The 19,453-nt window shown below is 43.2% G+C and carries 16 protein-coding genes and 1 pseudogene; 8 read left to right on the top strand and 9 right to left on the bottom strand.

The features are described from left to right. Positions 1-19: 19 nt before the first annotated feature. From tuf to WKK05_RS20305, 3 genes are all read left to right on the top strand, one after another. The gene (gene tuf, locus WKK05_RS20315) at positions 20-1,249 is read left to right on the top strand and encodes an elongation factor Tu (protein ID WP_341524905.1); all 1,230 of its coding nucleotides are present in this window, start codon (positions 20-22) and stop codon (positions 1,247-1,249) included. Positions 1,250-1,427: 178 nt separating this feature from the next. Continuing rightward, entirely contained in the window at positions 1,428-1,745 is a 318-nt protein-coding gene (rpsJ, locus tag WKK05_RS20310; RefSeq protein ID WP_008232935.1) for a 30S ribosomal protein S10, read from the top strand. A gap of 218 nt (positions 1,746-1,963) precedes the next feature. Continuing rightward, positions 1,964-2,611 carry an LON peptidase substrate-binding domain-containing protein gene (locus WKK05_RS20305; protein WP_341524904.1) on the top strand — a complete coding sequence of 216 codons (648 nt, stop codon included), beginning with the start codon at positions 1,964-1,966 and terminating at the stop codon, positions 2,609-2,611. Between the two features lie 92 nt (positions 2,612-2,703). Here the strand turns inward: WKK05_RS20305 and pheA are convergent, their stop codons facing one another. Together pheA and WKK05_RS20295 are read right to left on the bottom strand one after the other, a co-directional pair. Then, a complete protein-coding gene (gene pheA / locus WKK05_RS20300; RefSeq protein ID WP_341524903.1) occupies positions 2,704-3,576 on the bottom strand; it encodes a prephenate dehydratase in 873 nt (290 codons plus the stop codon). A gap of 232 nt (positions 3,577-3,808) precedes the next feature. Next, positions 3,809-5,530, bottom strand: a complete 1,722-nt coding sequence (locus tag WKK05_RS20295) for a glycosyltransferase family 39 protein (protein WP_341524902.1) — start codon at positions 5,528-5,530, stop codon at positions 3,809-3,811. 508 nt (positions 5,531-6,038) lie between these two features. Between WKK05_RS20295 and WKK05_RS20290 the strand changes: the two genes are divergently transcribed. Then, complete coding sequence (locus WKK05_RS20290) at positions 6,039-6,626, top strand: DUF1997 domain-containing protein (RefSeq protein WP_341524901.1); 588 nt, start codon at positions 6,039-6,041, stop codon at positions 6,624-6,626. 106 nt (positions 6,627-6,732) lie between these two features. Here WKK05_RS20290 and WKK05_RS20285 read toward each other — a convergent pair whose 3' ends face one another. From WKK05_RS20285 to WKK05_RS20270, 4 genes are all read right to left on the bottom strand, one after another. After that, the gene (locus WKK05_RS20285; RefSeq protein ID WP_341524900.1) at positions 6,733-7,395 is read right to left on the bottom strand and encodes a ribonuclease HII; all 663 of its coding nucleotides are present in this window, start codon (positions 7,393-7,395) and stop codon (positions 6,733-6,735) included. A gap of 9 nt (positions 7,396-7,404) precedes the next feature. Further along, a complete protein-coding gene (locus WKK05_RS20280) occupies positions 7,405-9,495 on the bottom strand; it encodes an Rne/Rng family ribonuclease (RefSeq protein ID WP_341524899.1) in 2,091 nt (696 codons plus the stop codon). An 818-nt stretch (positions 9,496-10,313) separates the two neighbouring features. Further along, positions 10,314-13,043, bottom strand: a complete 2,730-nt coding sequence (locus WKK05_RS20275; RefSeq protein ID WP_341524898.1) for a TIGR03936 family radical SAM-associated protein — start codon at positions 13,041-13,043, stop codon at positions 10,314-10,316. A gap of 204 nt (positions 13,044-13,247) precedes the next feature. Next, complete coding sequence (locus WKK05_RS20270; RefSeq protein WP_341524897.1) at positions 13,248-13,601, bottom strand: STAS domain-containing protein; 354 nt, start codon at positions 13,599-13,601, stop codon at positions 13,248-13,250. A gap of 485 nt (positions 13,602-14,086) precedes the next feature. Here WKK05_RS20270 and WKK05_RS20265 point away from each other — a divergent pair, with 485 nt between their 5' ends. Both WKK05_RS20265 and WKK05_RS20260 read left to right on the top strand, forming a co-directional pair. Beyond that, a complete protein-coding gene (locus WKK05_RS20265; RefSeq protein WP_341524896.1) occupies positions 14,087-14,287 on the top strand; it encodes a hypothetical protein in 201 nt (66 codons plus the stop codon). A gap of 47 nt (positions 14,288-14,334) precedes the next feature. Further along, positions 14,335-15,208: pseudogene (locus WKK05_RS20260) on the top strand (aminotransferase class I/II-fold pyridoxal phosphate-dependent enzyme); the annotation flags it as partial. Between the two features lie 150 nt (positions 15,209-15,358). Here the strand turns inward: WKK05_RS20260 and WKK05_RS20255 are convergent. Further along, positions 15,359-15,715 carry a hypothetical protein gene (locus tag WKK05_RS20255; RefSeq protein WP_341524895.1) on the bottom strand — a complete coding sequence of 119 codons (357 nt, stop codon included), beginning with the start codon at positions 15,713-15,715 and terminating at the stop codon, positions 15,359-15,361. Positions 15,716-16,071: 356 nt separating this feature from the next. Between WKK05_RS20255 and clpS the strand changes: the two genes are divergently transcribed. Then, positions 16,072-16,353 carry an ATP-dependent Clp protease adapter ClpS gene (clpS, locus tag WKK05_RS20250; RefSeq protein WP_341524894.1) on the top strand — a complete coding sequence of 94 codons (282 nt, stop codon included), beginning with the start codon at positions 16,072-16,074 and terminating at the stop codon, positions 16,351-16,353. Between the two features lie 125 nt (positions 16,354-16,478). Further along, positions 16,479-17,303, top strand: a complete 825-nt coding sequence (locus WKK05_RS20245) for a type II CAAX endopeptidase family protein (protein ID WP_341524893.1) — start codon at positions 16,479-16,481, stop codon at positions 17,301-17,303. A gap of 117 nt (positions 17,304-17,420) precedes the next feature. Here WKK05_RS20245 and WKK05_RS20240 read toward each other — a convergent pair whose 3' ends face one another. Together WKK05_RS20240 and WKK05_RS20235 are read right to left on the bottom strand one after the other, a co-directional pair. Then, a complete protein-coding gene (locus WKK05_RS20240; protein ID WP_341524892.1) occupies positions 17,421-18,059 on the bottom strand; it encodes a pentapeptide repeat-containing protein in 639 nt (212 codons plus the stop codon). Next, complete coding sequence (locus WKK05_RS20235) at positions 18,056-19,453, bottom strand: DICT sensory domain-containing protein (RefSeq protein WP_341524891.1); 1,398 nt, start codon at positions 19,451-19,453, stop codon at positions 18,056-18,058. Before WKK05_RS20235 ends, WKK05_RS20240 begins: the two co-directional genes overlap by 4 nt.

Here is a 19,453-nt window from a genome sequence, read left to right as displayed (position 1 = left end):
AATAAGGAAATGAGCATTCATGGCACGCGCAAAGTTTGAAAGGAATAAACCCCACATTAATATCGGTACAGTTGGCCACGTTGACCACGGTAAAACTACCTTGACAGCAGCCATCACCATGACCTTGGCAGCTATGGGTCAGGCTGTAGCTAAGGGCTACGATCAAATCGATAACGCACCAGAAGAAAAGGCGCGGGGTATTACCATCAATACTGCTCACGTAGAGTATGAAACCGAAAAGCGGCACTATGCTCACGTAGACTGTCCTGGCCACGCTGACTATGTGAAGAACATGATCACCGGCGCTGCCCAGATGGATGGAGGTATTCTGGTCGTAGCTGCAACAGATGGCCCCATGCCCCAAACTCGCGAACATATCCTGCTGGCAAAACAGGTCGGCGTTCCCAGTCTCGTTGTCTTTTTGAATAAAGAAGACTTAATGGACGACGAAGAACTGCTGGAATTGGTGGAACTGGAACTTAGAGAACTACTTTCCAGCTACGATTTCCCTGGCGATGATATCCCCATTGTGAAAGGATCTGGTTTACAGGCATTGGAAGCAATGACTGCTAACCCTAAAACACAACGTGGTGAAAATAAGTGGGTAGACAAAATCTACGAACTTATGGACGCTGTAGATTCATATATTCCTACTCCAGAGCGGGATATAGATAAGCCCTTCTTGATGGCTGTAGAAGACGTGTTCTCAATCACAGGTCGTGGTACAGTTGCCACCGGTCGGATTGAACGGGGTAAAGTCAAAGTTGGTGATAACGTCGAGCTAGTAGGAATTAGAGACACTCGCAACACCACCGTTACCGGGATCGAGATGTTCAAGAAGAGCCTCGAAGAAGGTCTAGCTGGGGATAACGCAGGTGTACTGCTTCGCGGTATCCAAAAGGCTGATATTGAACGGGGTATGGTACTAGCTAAACCAGGTTCAATTACACCTCACACCCAATTTGAAGGTGAAGTGTACGTTCTAACCGAAAAAGAAGGTGGTCGGAAAACTCCATTTTTCTCTGGCTACCGTCCCCAGTTCTACGTACGGACTACTGACGTAACTGGCACAATTAAAGCCTTCACCTCCGATGATGGTAGTGAAGCAGAAATGGTGATGCCAGGCGATCGCATTAAGATGACCGTTGAACTGATCAACCCAATCGCTATTGAGCAAGGAATGCGCTTCGCTATTCGCGAAGGTGGTCGCACCATTGGTGCAGGTGTCGTCTCCAAAATCCTCAAGTAAATAGCACCTTTTTGCTCTGAGAAAAAAGGAGCAGAGATGGTATAGTGCCTCTCTGCTCCTTTCTCTTCCTTCAATATATAGATACTGAGCATTGGGAATTAAAGATTGGTTTCCCAATCCCCAATCCCTAGTCACCAGTCCCCAGTCCCCCCATTACTCCGAACCTGGACAATTAAAGATGGCAACTCTACAGCAGCAGAAAATTAGAATTCGCTTACAAGCTTTTGACCGACGCCTATTGGATACATCTTGCGAGAAGATTGTAGACACAGCTAATCGTACCAATGCTACAGCAATAGGCCCAATTCCTTTACCAACTAAACGGCGGATTTACTGTGTGCTGCGATCGCCTCACGTAGATAAGGATTCACGGGAACACTTTGAAACCCGTACCCATCGACGGATTATTGACATCTATCAGCCTTCTTCTAAAACTATTGATGCCTTGATGAAACTCGATCTGCCATCAGGTGTAGATATCGAAGTCAAACTTTAATTAGTTATTAGTCAAGTGTCAATGGTCAAGAGTCTAGAGTTATAACTTCTTTACTCTTGATTTTTAAATCTCAATTTTTGTATGAATATTTACCTAGCCCTGAAGAAATTTATCTCAGGGCTTTTTATTAGCCGTAAAACAAATGATAAGATGTAATAAGAGTACGGGAAAAGCAGAGAAGAATAAATTTTAAAGATTAAATTTATACTAAAGTAACAATGGCATCATCTTCTAAAATTGCAGTTCGCGAACTACCTCTGTTCCCGCTACCCGAAGTAGTTCTGTTTCCCACAAGACCATTACCCCTACATATATTTGAATTTCGCTACCGAATCATGATGAACACGATTTTGGAGAGCGATCGCAGGTTCGGGGTCTTGATGGAAGATCGAACAAAAGGCTCGATTGCACAGATTGGTTGCTGTGCAGAAATAATTCACCACCAACGGCTACCAGATGACCGCATGAAGATGTTGACACTGGGGCAGCAAAGATTTCGAGTATTAGAGTATGTTCGGGAAAAGCCATACCGCGTTGGCTTAGTTGAGTGGATTGAAGACCATACGCCTACCAAAGATTTGCGCCCTTTGTCTTCTGAGGTTGAACAGCTGCTGCGAGACGTAGTGCGGCTATCCGCTAAATTAACTGAACAAAACATCGAATTACCAGAAGATTTACCGGATTTGCCAACAGAGCTATCTTATTGGGTAGCGAGCAACCTCTACGGTGTTGCGGCAGAGCAGCAGTCATTGCTAGAGATGCAAGATACTGCCGCTCGTCTAGAACGGGAAGCAGAAATTTTAACTTCTACTCGTAATCACTTGGCAGCTCGCTCTGTACTCAAAGACACTTTTAATCAGGATTGATAGTTAGTATTCATTTGTGTGTTCTGATAGGAAAAGAAGATACCCCCAGAGTCAATAGTTATTAGTGAGATTAGATGACTATTGACTACTGATTAAAGAGGGCTGATTGATAAGACATTGTAAGCGCCAAAAATTTTTAAAATTTCTGTGTATGAGGATAAATCTGCTAAAGCAGATTTCATTTGTGGTGTGGCTACATCTGATTCTAAATCAACAAAAAATAAGTATTCCCCTAGCGATCGCTTCGTTGGACGAGATTCAATTCGGCTAAGGTTAATCCCTAATTGAGCAAATACTTGCAAGGGCTTAAGCAGCGCTCCTGGTACATTTTTAGGCACGCTAAAAGCTATTGACGTATGGCTAGCACCTGCTGAAGATATGTAGTAGTTAGTGTCTGCATCAGCCTTACTTACTACCCAAAAGCGAGTACAGTTTTCTGGATAGTCATTAATGCCGTTGGCAAGTATGGGCAGATTGTACAGTTGAGCGGCTCTGCTAGATGCGATTACTGCTGCGGTTCTATTGCTTTCCAGTTGTTGTAACGACTCTGTTGTGGAATTAGTTGGAATCAGCTGGACACTTGGAAGAAACATCTCTAACCACCCCTGACATTGTGCCAGTGCTTGCGGGTGAGAATATACAGTTTTAATGCCATCTAAATCAGTGGCGTAAGAAATTAATGTATGGGCGATCGGCATGACTAAAGCCAACTGAATTCGCAAACTCTCTAACTGCCATAGTGTATCCATTGTCATGGTTACACTTCCTTCAATAGAATTTTCTACTGGCACAACAGCTAACTGGGTTTGTTCTTGAGCAACAGCTTGGAGTGACTGGGCAATGCTGGGATAAGGGCATAAGACAGTTTCAATTCCCGTCTTGTTGACTAGCCAGTTGGCATAAAAAACAGTTGCTTGTTCTGCATAAGTGCCTGGAGGCCCTAAATGAGCAATGGATGTAGTCATAATATTTATGAGTTATCTGTTAAATTTATAAACTATCTTGTGGGTAAACCCAGCCTTTTTTAATAACAAGGAATTCAGTAGTCAGAATTCAGCATAAATCATAAATTCTGTACAACTGATGGATGAATGAACGGATTTAAATCCTTTACCAAATTTTTGATCTGGTGCAAAATAACCAGTGGCTATGCCAGAATCCACAACGGAAAAGCATTCTGAATTCTTCAACTTATGACTACGTACTTTGCTTTTGGGTAGCACAATGATACAGTTTGTAGCTGTATTCACCAGCAGATTTTCCGTATTGCTTGTCTGCAACACAGTGCTGAGATTCCAGATCGACTTTAGTGCGGAATTCAACTAACCACAAGTCTAGAGGTCGTGGGATTACTGATAGTTTTTCTTGAAATACTTGCAAAGCTTGAGTATAAGTTTTAGTTTCTGAATCTTTATGAGCCAGGAAAAACTGTAAATTTTGGGCAGGCAAATTTTGAAACTCCCAAGCTAAGCCCATCATTCTCCCAGTTTGCCCGTGGTGCAAGTGGGTAGTAGCAATTAGCACATCGCCTTGAGATGCTTTTTGGATAATAGATGCGAGGATATCAGGACGTTGATTTTGCAGGTAGCCTAGATTCCAGGTTGCTGTCACTCCTCCAAGCACTGCCATTAACCAAATTATGCTCACCGCAACTTTCCTATCTCTCAGAAACCAGAATTTATGGTGATACTTGTTTAAATTCTGTACTTGGTTCCAGCAGCCAGCTAATGCAGCGCTCAAGAGTAAAATTATTGCCGGAGTATAGAAAAATTGGAAACGAGCAGCTAAAGTTAAGTCTTTACCTAGAATGTAGGTAAAACACAAACACAAAGCGATCGCCCCGATAACATACTCATTTAAAATTTGAATAGCTAGATGAGAATCAGCATCTTGCTGCTGGAGTTTTAATCCATGAATGAGATTAGGCAAGCTCCAAAGTAAAAATAGCATTGTTACTACACCAGAAACAACTACAATCGCCAAAGGTAAGTTTGTAATTGCTGAAGGTAATAGTAAGAGAATACTCATAATCCAAAGTAGTAATCGCCCTATTGGTTCTATCCATCTAGTATAAGTATTACTAGCTACAATCCAGGTTGTAAGTTCATTACCAGGAATATTTTGCAAAGTAGGTATCCAGACGAGGCAACCAATCAGAGTACCCATAGCAACTATCAAGATACGCCACCAATTAGATTGCACTAGGGCAAATTTTCTCTGCTTGATTGTTAGCCAAAATTGCTTTAACAATACAAAGCCTTCAGCACACAAAGTTAGGGTGAAAAAATAATGAGTTGCCACTCCTAAACTATTGATGATTACCCAGGTGAATACTACCCACATTTGCAGAGATTGCTGTCGATGGATAGCCTGAATTGCTTTAATAAAGCAACATAAAGAAGCAATCACCAACAAAATTGCTAAAGTGTAATGACGGGCTTCTTTACCCAAGAAAACAGTGTAGGGCGAAACTGCCATCATTGCTGCTGCTATCTGAGCTACCAACTTTGAGCGAAAGGCTAAATAGCCAAAGCCAAACATGGCAGGTATTGATACTACCCCGAAAAAAGCACTGAGCGATCGCGCCACCCAGATTGAGGCTAGTTCACCTATAGGCGAAAACATTTTCATCCAGAAATGAGCTAGCACAAAATAGAACGGTGGATGAGTACTCTCATTAAATAAGTGTTTAATAACTGTGCTAATCCCAGCTATTGGGATAGGTTGCAATGGTTGCAAAAGAACATCTGAACTAATGATCTGATTGAGTGGTACTGTGCGAAAACTATTGCCCAAGCTAAAAACTAACGTGGCACACTCATCAGTCCAAGGGGGTAGAGATGCTAGACGCCCAAAGCGTAGACTAGTGCCAATCGCTAACCATAGCAGTAGTAAAAGTATGTGATAGCGGTTCTTCATGAACGCGATGTCAGTTGATTTACATCTAACAATTTATTAAAGGTCTAAAAGAAATCAGTCCTAAAAAAATACAAGCCAATTTAATTCCTTAATGAACAATAATTAGATAAAGATATAAATATGCAACCGTAATAAAAAGCTTGCAATGTACTATTTATTACTTGCTTTATTTAATTGATCGGGTTCTTTTATCCAATTACTTGCATTAGGCTAGTCTACCTGATATTAAGGTAATGCAAAGTCTAAGAAATCCTAGTTTTCAAGTATTTTTCAAAGAATCTTGGCTATTTAAGCTAAACAAGTACCTGTTCATTGATATAATTTATCTTTCTCAAGATAGTCCACACAATTTTTAAAACTATCTCAATAGTGAAGGATAACTATAAAAAAATATAGTTTTTCAAATCAGATAGGTATAATAAATATTTTTTCCACTAAATAAAAATATAAATATAAAAAAATAATTAATAATAGAAGTATCAAACAATTACTTCCTTTAATTCACCTCATGGCTACCAAGTTTACTGCCTCTCAATCGGTGGAAATTGCTGTACCACAGCAGCCTATCCCTATTCAGCACTACTTGCGTCAGCCTGAACGTCTGGTTAAGGCTTTGGTCGATAATAGCCGCATAAAAGCCATTTCAGAGGAAGTATTTCGCTTGAAAATGCGTCCGTTGACTTTTATGTCACTGAGTATTCAACCAACTGTAGACATGAGAGTCTGGGCAGAATCAAATGGAACGATTTGTTTGCGATCGCTAGGTTGTGAAATCCGTGGTTTCGAATATATTAATCAGCGCTTTTCCTTAGATTTAAAAGGCTATTTGTCTCCCCATCAAACAAGCAGCGGCACTCGTTTACAAGGAAGAGCAGATTTAGAAGTACAGGTTGAGCTACCACCGCCATTTTCATTCACTCCCAAGCCAATTTTAGAAGCCACTGGCAATGGGCTACTCAAGAGTGTACTACTGACGGTCAAGCAACGATTACTACATCAACTTCTGGCAGATTATCGTCATTGGGTAATATCACAAACTAAATTCACAAACCTTGACGATGGCAGTGCAGAATTACCCATTTTGAATCCTGAGTAATAATTTAATCACTCAGCAACGCCAGTTGCTTTAAGTCTACAAAGGCGACGGCACTTGCTCCACAACCGAGAAACCCGTCCAACGGAGTTGCGCTGCCTCCTCAGCACTAAGTTTGACAAGGACGAAAAGACTTGCGATGTAGAGGAGAGGGGCCATACTGTTGTAGAGCTAGTAAATGCCGCGGACTGCCATAACCTTTGTTACGAGCCAAGTCGTACATTGGGTACTTTGATGCCAGACGCAGCACCAAATCATCACGCCAAACTTTAGCAACAATGCTAGCAGAAGCAATAGTAAGCGATCGCTCATCCCCCTTCACGATCGTTTGTTGTGGTATTAGTAAGTCTTTTACTCGCTGATTGCCATCAACCCAACAGACAGCAGGCTGTACGGAGAGCTTCAGCACAGCCCGCTTCATCGCTAACAGTGTTGCCTGCAAAATATTCATCTGGTCAATTTCAGCAGTTGAAGCAAAGCCAATTTTCCAGTCTGTCGCCAGCCCACAAATTTGCTGCGCTAGCAGAGTTCTACGAGAACTAGAGAGTTTTTTACTGTCTTTGATTTCAGCTGCTATCAGTTTTGGCAAAGCATCAGCTGGCAGTATTACAGCTGCTGCAACTACAGGGCCAAAGAGAGCGCCTCGCCCTACTTCATCCACGCCTGTAACCAGCCCTTGAAGACCTGACAAGGTGGAAAACTCCAGCCAGCAGGATTCACTTGAAGGTATAGGTGACAAAAGAGCAGCGTCAGTTTGCTCTGTCTTTACCATAAGGTAATATTAACTTTCGTCACTCGCTGAGGAACGACGGCGGCGGCGACGGTTAGCAGTGGAAGCGCTGTTGGCTTCATTTTCATCCTCGTTGCTGAACTGTTCTGAAGAGTTGGTGGTAAATCCTGATGGCTCAGTTATCTCTGGCAAGAAAGATTTCTGTTCTGGTTGCTCAACAACCTTTGGTACAGGTATCCTGCTTGTGGTTACTTCTGTGCTTACCCTTTCATGAACAATCGAGTCTAAGTTTGATTCAGTTGGCGTCGTTGTCGCTGATTGCCCAGGCTGAATGACGTTAATAATCACAGACTTGGGATTTTTGACCTCTTGCTCTAACTTCACTAAAGGAGAGACTCCCATTAAGGCAAAGATATCCTGTTCAGGCAGCGTCATCTCTACAGTCCTAATCTCCGGTGGTTCTACCACTGGTTTTACTGGGTCTGTCTTAATAACTTTAGTACGCTCTGATCTTTCACTCCAACCTGATTTACCTAGGGTGGGTGCAGGTATCTCTGGTGTTACTCCTAGTTCGACTTCGTTATCAAGGTCTAAGTCTGGCTCGTTAACAAAAGCTAAGGGATTGGCACTAACCCGCCCTTCATCTTTCCCATTCACCCCATTGATGCCAATGCGATGCCGACGATTACGGGTACGGCGTTTGTTGTTATCGCCAAGTTCTTGATAGCTAGGATGGTTGATTAGATTTAGGTTACCCAATTCTGAGTCGCCATCGAATGGTTCGCCAAAACCATCATAAGTTTCTCGTGGTTCTGGAGTCCGGGCAACTGGCTGACGTGGTTCTCTGTGAGGTACTGATACAAAACGCTCTGGTATTTCTACTGGTATTGGCAGTCTGTTGTCGTTTTCTCCTGGCAGACGTACTGTATGCCCTAAACCGCCACAGGTGGGGCAAGTGTCACCAAACAATTCGTAAATGTTTTGTCCCTGACGCTTGCGGGTCAATTCTACTAAACCGAGTTCAGTCAGTTGGGCAATTTGAGGACGAGCTTTATCTGCTTTGAGTGCTTTGTTAAAGTGTTCGAGGACTTGAAGTTGGTCGCGCCGTGATTCCATATCAATGAAATCTACAACGATTACCCCGGCAATATTTCGCAGACGCAACTGGCGAGCGATTTCTGTTGCGGCTTCGCAGTTTGTCCACAGTACTGTTTCTCTAGCTGTTGCTGATCGCGTAAAGGAACCGGAGTTGACATCAATTACGGTTAATGCTTCAGTCGGCTCGATAATGATGTAGCCCCCAGAAGGCAAGTCTACTCTGGGTCTTAAGGCTTCTCTAATCGCAGCATTGATCCTGAAGTATTCTAAAATCGGAGAGCGATCGCGATGGTGGTCAATTAACAATCCCTGCGGTGTCTGACCTCCACTCCAATTCTGCAAATACTGTTTTACCCGCTTCAAACCAGTACTGGAATCTACGACAATCCGATTGACATCTGCGCCGTACATATCCCGCAATACGCGCTGGATAAAATCGTCGTCCCGGTTAAGCAGTGCTGGCGCACGGGTGGAATGTGCTTCCTGCTGAATGGCTTCCCATTGCTTTTGCAGCACTTCCAAATCTTCCATAATCGCTTCTTCTGGTTTGCCTTCTGCTTCTGTACGCACTAGCAAACCCATCCCCGCCGGCTTGATCAAAATCGCCAGCGCCCGTAAGCGGTTACGCTCACTTTCACTTTTAATCCGCCGGGATAAATTTACACCTCTGCCATAGGGCATTAATACTACGTAACGTCCAGGTAAAGTAATGTTACCTGTTAGCCTGGGGCCTTTTGTCCCCGTCGGCTCTTTCATCACTTGCACCAAAACTTTTTGCTGTGGTGCTAATAGTTCCGTAATTGCCGCAGCGGTGCGCTTGAGTTTTAACGGCCCCAAGTCAGTTACATGAATAAAACCATTACGTTCGGGATCTCCGATATTAACAAAAGCGGCATCTATCCCTGGTAATACGTTTTCTACTACACCTAAATAGATATCACCTATTTGGTGATGTCCTGTAGCAACTACGAGTTCCTGTATTTGATCTTCAGAAAATACGGCAGCAATTTGATGCTGCTCCGCGATAATAATTTGTTTTGGCATTCAATTTCCTCAAAAATTGGCAGCACCAATAGGCTTGGAGGTTCGTTATGCCTCTCGCCCCTGCCAGCCCTAAAAGGCGCTACTGATAATAAAAATTGCGTATCTAAGCTCAAAGTTAAAGAGCTACTGAGGTTGTGATTGGTTTACACGACTGATTATTCCAGAACGGCTGCATATTGTTTAAGCAATTAAATCAACCGTCCGTGGTTGATTTTTGATGCAATACTCTCACCGAAGAGAGTCCTGAGTTGTAAGTTCAAAGTCCTGAGTGAACTTTTGACTCAGCACGCTTGTTTTTAGAGCAACCGACTGTAGTCGTTTAGAAAAAGAAACTAGTTCTGTCTTCTATTCCCCGGATTCATTCATCCTTAAGGGTTTCACTCAGCAAGAACTCCAAGCGGCGGCTAACGCGGGCTGTTGAAGTTCGGTAACTCAGCGAGAAGCATCTGAAGCGGCTTTTGCTGCTCAGAAGTTCCGTGACTCAATACTCAGCACTACTGTGGATTAGGCATTCAGCAGTTGTTTTAAAAAACATAGAGTTAGAGAAGCTGACGGAGACTGTTGTTGATTACTGATTCACTAGGTAGCTATAAAGAGAGTGTTCTTTAATCTGCTTACTTTTTGTCTGGAATAAAATCCTAGAAGTTGCACTCTAATATCTTTGCTATCGCCCTCTTATGTACGAGGGTATTGAATCAGTTTGTTCAATGCAGCGCCAGAAAATTTCTCTTCACCCCATTCTAACGCAACCTTGCTAAAAATCAATTCCCATGATGTGCCACATCAGAGGCAACTACCAGCAAGTTACCCTTTATGGATTATACACCTAAAACTAACCGATTGCGGTGAATGTGTATGAGTTGAAAATCTGCACTAGCGATAATTTGTAGCATAGACAGCATTTGTTCGGGACGCAATATCAAACCATCTTGGCGATAGCTACCTACATAACGCATCACAGATATGGACTCTGCTTTGTTGCTGTGGGTTTCTACTAATTCCAGTTCAAATAAGCGATCGCGCAGATTTATTAACTGGCTCTTGCCTGACTTAGTTGTTTGCTCGTACCACATCTCCTCTTTAGCTTTGATTGCATCAACCCACTCTTGCCATTGTGCAGGTGTGGTTTCATTATCTGCTGCTACGGTGATCAAATACTCTGCTGTTGCTAGCAGTTGGGAAGCAGCACTAGCTTTTAAATCCAATTGTGCTACATGATACACAGGTATATCAGTTGGCAGAAGGCTTGCTAGCTGTTCCCGGAAAGTATCGACTTCCACTGGTACAGTTAACTCAAAATCCACAATTTCGCCACTACTGGTAGCTCCTAAAGCGAGGGCAGTTGCCACAGAAATTCGCGGTAAAGGATGAAACCCACCAGTATAAGCGACTGGTAAACCTGCTCGTCGCACAACTCGGTCAAACAAGCGTAGCAAATCTAGATGACTAAGCAAAGCCATATTGCCTAGCTTACCAAACCAAACTCGCAGTCGTTGTGCTTTAGTTGTGTTGGGAACAAAATCACCAGCAAATTCTGGAATAGCAGGCGCTTCGATAACAATATTATGTCCGAAATCAGTACCGCAGACGCCACAGTGAGAACAGCCGTCAAAAGAGCAATCTGGTACAATTGCCGCTTCTAGAGCGCGTTGCAAGTCTTCTTGCAGCCACTTTTTGTCAATTCCTGTATCAATATGATCCCAAGGCAAGGGAGCATTGAGTGAGGGGGATAAGGGGGATGAGGAAGATACTACTCCCTCATCTCCCCCATCTCCTCTGCGCCTCTGCGCCTCTGCGTGAAAAAGATTCCACTCGCCGTTTTCTACTTGGCGGTATTTCCAGTCTAGATCAGCTTGGGCGATCGCACTTCCCCAAGCTGTAAAAGCCTTATCTACATTGTCATACCAGGAATCCATTCCTGCACCCAATTCCCAGGCACGGCGTAGCACTTTGCCAAGAGTGCGATCGCCTCGTCCAATAAAGTCCTCCATTGCCGAAATGCGAACATCGGTGAAATTCACCTTTACTCCCTTGATGCGGCGGAATTCTTGCCGCAGTAGGCTTTGCTTGCGCTTAAACTCAGTGGTAGAAACTGAGTGCCACTGAAAAGGCGTATGGGGTTTAGGCGTAAAGTTAGATATTGTCAAGTTAAAGTTTAGAGGTTTTCTGCCTTTGCCTCGACATTCTCGTTGTAGCCAGCTTACCGTTTCCACAATACCCAAAACATCGCCATCTGTCTCCCCCGGCAAGCCAATCATAAAATACAACTTGATTTTATCCCAGCCTTGCTCCCAGGCAGTTTTTACACCCCGTAGTAATTCTTCATTTGTCAGACCCTTATTGACTATATCTCGCATCCGCTGGGTTCCAGCTTCTGGAGCAAAGGTCAGTCCAGCTTGACGTGTACCGCCAAGGATATTGGCAATATTCTTATCAAATCTGTCTACCCGCTGGCTTGGTAAAGTCAGAGAAATATTTTCATTTTTGAGACGATTTTTAATTTCCATCCCCACCGCTGGTAGGGACAAATAATCGGAACAACTTAGAGATAGTAGGGAAAACTCATTGTAACCAGTTTCCCGCATCCCCTTTTCAATTGCTTCTACTACTTTATCTGGCTCTACATCTCGTGCCGGTCGGGTGAGCATTCCTGGTTGACAAAAGCGACAGCCGCGAGTGCAACCGCGCCGGATTTCGATTGTTAAGCGGTCATGCACGGTTTCCACATAAGGAACTAGCCCAATGGAATAGGCTGGTATGGGCGTTGCAACCCTTCGTAGAACTCGTTTTGGCACATCTGGGCGATTCGGATGAACTGAGCCATCTTCTGCCATGTCGTAAAACTGGGGTACATATACGCCTGGTATTTGTGCCAAGTCCAGTAGTACTTGTTCTCGACTTAATCCTGCTTGTTTGCCTTCTTCTAACACCAAGCCAATCTCAGGCAGCAATTCTTCCCCATCTCCAAGGGCAAAAAAGTCAAAGAAGTCAGCGTAAGGTTCAGGATTCGATGTTGCCGTTTGTCCACCCGCAAAAATCAAGGGAAATGGGGACTGGGGGCTAGTAACTGAGGATAAGGAGGAATGGGTATTGGGAATTTCTTCCCCTCTGCCCCCTTGCTCCTCTGCTCCTCTGCCCCCTTGCCTCTCTCGCCACGTCAGAGGAATTCCGGCTAAATCCAACATTTCTAAAATATTGGTTGCTCCTAGTTCGTAACTGAGGCTAAAGCCTAAAATGTCAAATTCCGTGAGCCATCGCTTTGACTCTACGGCAAATAAGGGTGTATTTGTTGCGCGTAGCTTCTCTGCCAAGTCTGGGCCTGGTAGGTAAGCGCGATCGCATAATTGACGCGGCTGGGCATTCAAAACGTTATAGAGAATGATATGCCCCAGATTGGATGCACCGACTTCATACACTTCTGGGTAGGTTAACACCCAGCGGATTGCTGCTGTGTCCCAAGGTTTGTGTACAGCTAAGCGTTCGTTACCCAGGTAACGCGCTGGTTTTAAAATATCCGATGTTATTAATTGTTCAACTGCAACAGCCACTGTGCTATCTTCTAGCTACCTTAATTACAGCTACTCACCTCCAACCTTAGCATTGATTAGGTCTCCCAACAGAGTTAAATCGTGCAAATTTACATAAAGTATGCTCCTTACTCCAGCTTTGCAAAAGTTATATATTCACTCTTGGGTATAAAGGCATTAATTTATGTAACAAAACTTCTCAGCCTCATTAAGCTAGGAGATTGGCTAACGGCACAAGCCGCTTGTGAGATTTTCTGTTGGTAACTCAGTTTCGTCTTCCAATATTTCAAAAATCCTATCGAGTTGAGTCATTTCAAAAATAATTCTCAGAGTCGGAGAAATAGAGCAAAGCTGGAAACCCCGTCCTAAACTTCCAGCCAGCTTGAGTGCAGAGACCAATGCCATCAAGCCTGCGCTATCTAAAGATTCTACTGCCGCTAGATTCACTACCAAGACGGAAATTCCATCTTGTGCCAAAGCTGTGGTCAAATCTCGTTCAAATTCCAAGGCGTTAGCAGCGTTGAGAGCGCCGTGGGGACGAATAACTGCAATTTTGGGATATTTAAGTACTGCTTGCATAGCTACATCCTATTACCTATTAAAAGTTATTGAAGCGTCAACCTGAAGTTTATTTGAACATAAACTCTTTTCTATTGCATCGACCATACGTCTTAAGTCTCTTTGCTGAATCTTTATTGCTTTAGTGGTTCTATTTAAAGATTGTCCTAAATACAGTTTGAAATGTATTTATATATACTTTTTTTTTACCAGAGTTCAAAAACAATCAACATAGACAGCCATTAAGTCAACAAATTATCCGTAACTATGCTGAGAAAGCTTGCTTAGTCTATCACTCAAGCCGATTTAACTAAAGCTAGGTGTAGGTTAAATGCTTTCATAATCATAGTTACCAATGCCAGATTACAGCCTTGATAACAAGTGAATTATTAAAGTAGATTGTGATCTTAATCACTAAAGTTTTGATATTGGATCACAATTTATACTTACGCTTATCGAGGATAATCGAGGATAATTTAGTATTATATATAATTGGTTCATTACCTATGAGAACTAAGTACGTTATTCGTCAATTAGTAGAAAAAGCTCTTGATATTAAAAAGCTAACTCCAGAAATAGAAAATGAAATCAATTCAGAATTGACGGAATTGGGTTACATATCTGATGTTGACTATGAAGCATTGGAATTATTAATGGCAGAGATGGATGCTGGTCGAGTGCAGCTGGTTCCCAGCTGGGGATACTAATCTTAATTGATTTGCAATCAAGGTTTTTACCTAAATGCAGTTAGTTTACTCAAGAATAATCCTACTACTTTACTTTCTTAGTCTTTGTGGAAGCAGGAGACTACACGTTAGTAACAGATCCTGATTATCCTGTGTACCGCACTTCAACAATTTTCGTGGGTGGTGAGTCTTTTGCTATGCCCCTGAAGGCGGACAATAATTATTTGCCTGACTTGAACATGATTCCGGAAGAAGTTGCCCGGCAGGCAAAATTGTTGTGGATTAACTACCCCAATAATCCTACTGGGGCAGTGGCAACGCTAGATTTTTTTGAGGAATTAGTAGCTTTCTGTAAGCAGTACGATATTTTGCTATGTCATAACCACGCCTACTCAGAAATGGCATACGATGCCTACAAAGCACCAAGTGTGTTATAAGTTCCAGGCGGAAAGGATGTGGCGGTTGAGTTTCACAGTTTGTCCAAGTCATACAATATGACAGACTGGCGCGTTGGTTTTGTTGTTGGTAATGCGATCGCTATTATTGGGTTGACACAGGTAAAAAGCAACGTTGATTCTGGTGTGTTTAAAGAACTGGTGTGTTTAAAGAAATTTAAGCCTGTGCGATCGCTGCTTACTTTAGCATTACTGAAGCAGAACTCTAGGCAGTGATGTCAGCTTACCAAAGTCGCCGCGACATCACAGTTAAACGATTGCAATCTCTAGGTTGGCCACTTGAGCCGCCTAAAGCTACCCTTTACGTGTGGACACCTGTTCCACCAGGATATACTTCAACAGAATTTGTATCTCTGTTGCTTGACAAATGTGGCACTTTTGTGCATCCAGGAAGGGATTTTCTCGGATCGCTTTAACTATCCCTGATGAACGGCTAGAAGAAGGCATCCAATGGATGAAATATATCGGTATTCGTTACGGCTCATGAGTGATTGGGAACTGGGGAGTTAGGGTAAGCGGGATAAGAAAACTAGCTCTTGACTCTTGTAAAGACGCGTAGACGCTCGAAGAGCGGCTTCTCGTAAGAGTATAATCGCGTCTGTACGACTCCTAACTCAGCACTCTCCATGCCCCATACCTAATCCCCAACTCCCAGTCCCTGTTGATATGCTTGCCAAAATTGCTGAATAAACTGATTTAATTGCAGTTTAGCAACTGAGTCAGGTTCATTTTTTGGTTCTTTTGCCAAAACTTGACTCAAAAAAGTAATTACTTCTGTGTCTATGGCTGGACGAAATAAATGTAATGGCCAAAGTAAGTCAGAAGCATCTCGCAAATCGGTGATTATAGGTGGTTCTTGGATGTGAGTTACAAGCACTAAAGGACGCACCCAACACGATTGGCGGGAAACTACAACTTGAATGACTTCTGCATACAGGTTACTGTCGCCATGCTCTAAAGACACAATTTGTCCCGGTTGAAAATCTAGGCTCATATGAATCATTACGCAGCTTGGGCAACGGCAAGGATTGTTTAGCAGTTTCCTTAATTTTAAAAGCGAGAATGCACTAAGCTCAAGGCAAACTCCTGTAACGCAAAAAGGCAAGGGTAAAGAAGACGCTACTTTTTAGTAAACTTCTGTTAAATTAGGGTAACATTGTCTCACTAACACTATCTTAGACATACGTCTATAAATTCCTGGATAATACTGCTGTACTCAAATTCTGGCAGTAAAAAACTCTAGTGTCAGCGTATTTGGATAGAAATACTATACAATAAGTAAATAACTGTTAAGCGATCGCTTGGCAGGAATTTTGTTGTAGTAAATCTACGAGAAAAGAGCAAAGAGCAGTGTCAGTTGAAACCATTGAAAAGCGTTCCACATCCCGTAAGCTCGCGCCTCGGTATCGCGTTTTGCTCCATAACGACGACTACAACCCTATGGAGTATGTAGTGCAGGTACTGATAACCACTGTGCCGAACCTTACCCAGCCCCAGGCTGTTAGTATTATGATGGAAGCCCACACTAACGGGTTAGCTTTAGTCATTACTTGCGCCCAGGAACACGCTGAGTTCTATTCCGAAACATTGAAAAGTCATGGTTTAAGCAGCACAATTGAACCTGACGAATAGTCAAGAGTCAAGAGTCAAGAGTCAAGAGTCAATAGCCATAGTCTGGAGTCCAACTGATTTATATGTGGGGTATTCAATTTTGAATTTCCACAAGAAATTGACTGGTGATTGTTGACTTATTTACTATGAAAATAAACATTTTCCATTTAGCCCAGCGCCCTGCCCCTATCAGGCTGGGTTGTTTTATTTTAATGTTATTGCTGCTATGGTTGCCCTTGGCTGCACCAATTTACTTACTGGTGGATGATTCAAACTTAGTAAGTATTTTGACAATGGTTGTGTTATATGTGGAGTTTATTTTCTTACTTACGTTATGGGGTAAGTATGTCTACCAACAGCCGCAAATACTGCGAACTTATGGCTTAGAATTCACGCGACAAAATGGTGTGGATTTAGTGCGTGGTTTGGCTATGGGAATAATTAATATTCTCATACTTTTTGGCATACAAGGTTTATTGGGTTGGCTGGTTTGGCAACAACCGAAAGTTTTCTTGTTGAAAATAATTTTAGAGGGTTTACTTGTTGGCTTAGGTATTGGATTTGCCGAAGAATTATTATTTCGAGGCTGGTTGCTAGATGAGTTACAGCGGGATTACAAGCCGGGTGTGGCACTGTGGACAAATGCGATCGCATTTGCTACATTGCATTTTATCAAGCCGCTGGAGGCAATTATTCACACACTGCCACAATTCCCAGCTTTAGTACTGCTTGGGTTAACGCAAGTATGGGCCAAGCGGTGGCGTCGTGGACGCTTAGGTTTACCAATTGGTCTACATTGTGGTTTAGTTTGGGGCTATTACATTATTAATGTTGGCGGAATAACAAAATCTTCTGGTCAGGTTGCTGATTGGGTGACTGGTGTAAATAATAATCCCCTTCAAGGATTGATGGGGGTCGTGTTGATGAGTGTGCTGGCATTGGGGGTACGGGGACGGACAGTGAAAAATTAAAGAGTTGTATCCAATTTGAGTTGAATTTGTAAAGTTGTAGCGATCGCTTTTTATAAAAGGCGATCGCTTTTATTTTACTTATGCCGTCTCCTGTAAAAGATACTGCACTTTTCCCAATTACGAATCCCTCTCAAGCACTGTACCCACTAAACATACCTTATTCAAATTAACGCCATTCAAATTTGCACCTTCTAACTCTGCACAGAGCAAATTCGCCCCTGTCAAATTCGCCCCTGCTAAATTCGCCCCCCGCAAGTCAGTTTCTTCGAGATTTGCTTCACTCAACAAAGTCCCTTGCAAATCAGCGCGACTCAAGTCTGCACCTTTGAGATTTGCCCCCGTCAGGTTTGCACCCCGCAAGTCAGCGCCTCGCAAGTCCACGCCTTGTAAGTTGACGTTCATCAAATTCGCGCCACTCAAGAAAGCACCCGCCAAGGATACATCGCTGAGTCTCGCTCCCATCAAGTTAGCGCCCCGCAAGTTGCTACCCCGCAAGTCAGCACCTGTTAAATCTGCTTGCATCAGGTTTGCTCCCATCAGGTTCGCCCGCAAGTCAGCTTCTTGGAGGTTCGCCCCCATTAAGTTCGCTCCCTCTAAATGCCCACCTTCAAGTTTGGAAGCATTGAAATTAGCCCCAACAAGAGTAGCGCCAGCCAGATTAATCCGGCTTAAATCAAGTTGGGAGAGTTCCTCGTCTTCTAAATTGGCTCCTGGGAGTTGTTTTAGCTTTCCTAATCTAATGGCTTCAATATTCATTTGGGGTAACTACCAATCTCTTCACTAGTCTTGCTGTGGCTATCCCATCGGGAATCAAGTAGCCAAATACCGGCGCTGAATTTGGGTGTCATTAGCGGTAAGTCGAGTCCCTGCTGCAAGCCCATGACTAACAAAGCTAGGGTATCTACAAGTTTAGGGTCAAAGCGGGTGGATTGTTGTTGTCTGCACTCATCCAAAGCTTCAGTAAATATCTGTTCTCGGCTCTGATTTGACAATTTTCGCTGATTTAATCGCCACTGAAAGTCTGCCAATAATGACAACATTCTCGACTCTAGGGGAATTTCATCTCCAGCTAAACCTGCTGGTTGCCCTGTGCCATTCCACCACTCGGTTTGGTGAGTAATTATTTGAGCAACTGCTCGCAGTCGTGGCATAGTTCGCAATACTTGCGCCCCCGGTACTAAGGGACAAGTTAAGGGAGTACTAGGGGCATCTTCCTGATAGCGTGTAGCTGTACCAGGTGCGAGGACGCTTTCTGCTTTTTGTAGTGGATCTATGCGATGCAGTAAAGCTGCCAATCGCAATCTTTTAATCTGCCATGCCGGAAGATCCAAAAGCTGTCCCATTGCTTCAGAAAGTACTACTACTTCCGTTGCTGCCATTGGATTGTTGACATCTGCCATATCCATCAGTTGCGCCATCCGCAAAAATGCTTGGATTTCGTTAGAAACCAAGTTACGGTCTAGGGCTTGTTGGCTAAGCGCTGTGGGTAAGGATAAACTATCCTGTCCAGTTTGGAGGTAATCTACTACGCGGGAGACAACTGCACTCAAGTTTTCAGCTCTGGTAATAGATGGTACAATTTCTTGTTTATATGCTGTAAGTTTTTCTGCTAATTCTGGATTGTATTGTTTAATGTGGGCGATCGCTATTTGTGCTGTCTCTTGCACTAACTGTGGCTCAAATGTCCACAATCCATAGAATTTACGCTCTAAGTCTGATGTTGGTACTCCAGTACTGCCATAATCAGCTTCTGATAACTCTTGACAAATTACCATAGCTGTGTAGTTTGGCGACAGGATAATCAAATGCCACTCTTGCGCTACTGGATCATCTGGATTTAATCCTACTAACTCTACGTTGTCTAGTTGACTAGTAGAATGTTCACTAAACCCAGAATCAAGGGCAGCCATGATGGCAATTTTGTGGCTGTGCTGGGCGATGTCTGCATATCGTTGAGCTTCTTGCAAATACCATTTGCCCTGTTGAAAGGCTGTGATGACCAAAGGCTCACCATCATTGGTTAAGATGTGGTCTTCTAAGGCATGGCAAAGAGAAACTAGGGTATTTTTGTAGTACACTCCAAATCGAATTGGCCTGGTACTATGGCGATGAGCTATTTCTAACTGTTGTAGAATTGAACCTTCTAACAT

Origin of the sequence: Nostoc sp. UHCC 0302, from assembly GCF_038096175.1 — a bacterium.
In the GTDB taxonomy this organism is placed as follows: domain Bacteria; phylum Cyanobacteriota; class Cyanobacteriia; order Cyanobacteriales; family Nostocaceae; genus UHCC-0302.
The sequence above is the reverse complement of the archived record's forward strand: the minus strand, read 5'-3'. Positions and strand labels throughout refer to the sequence as shown.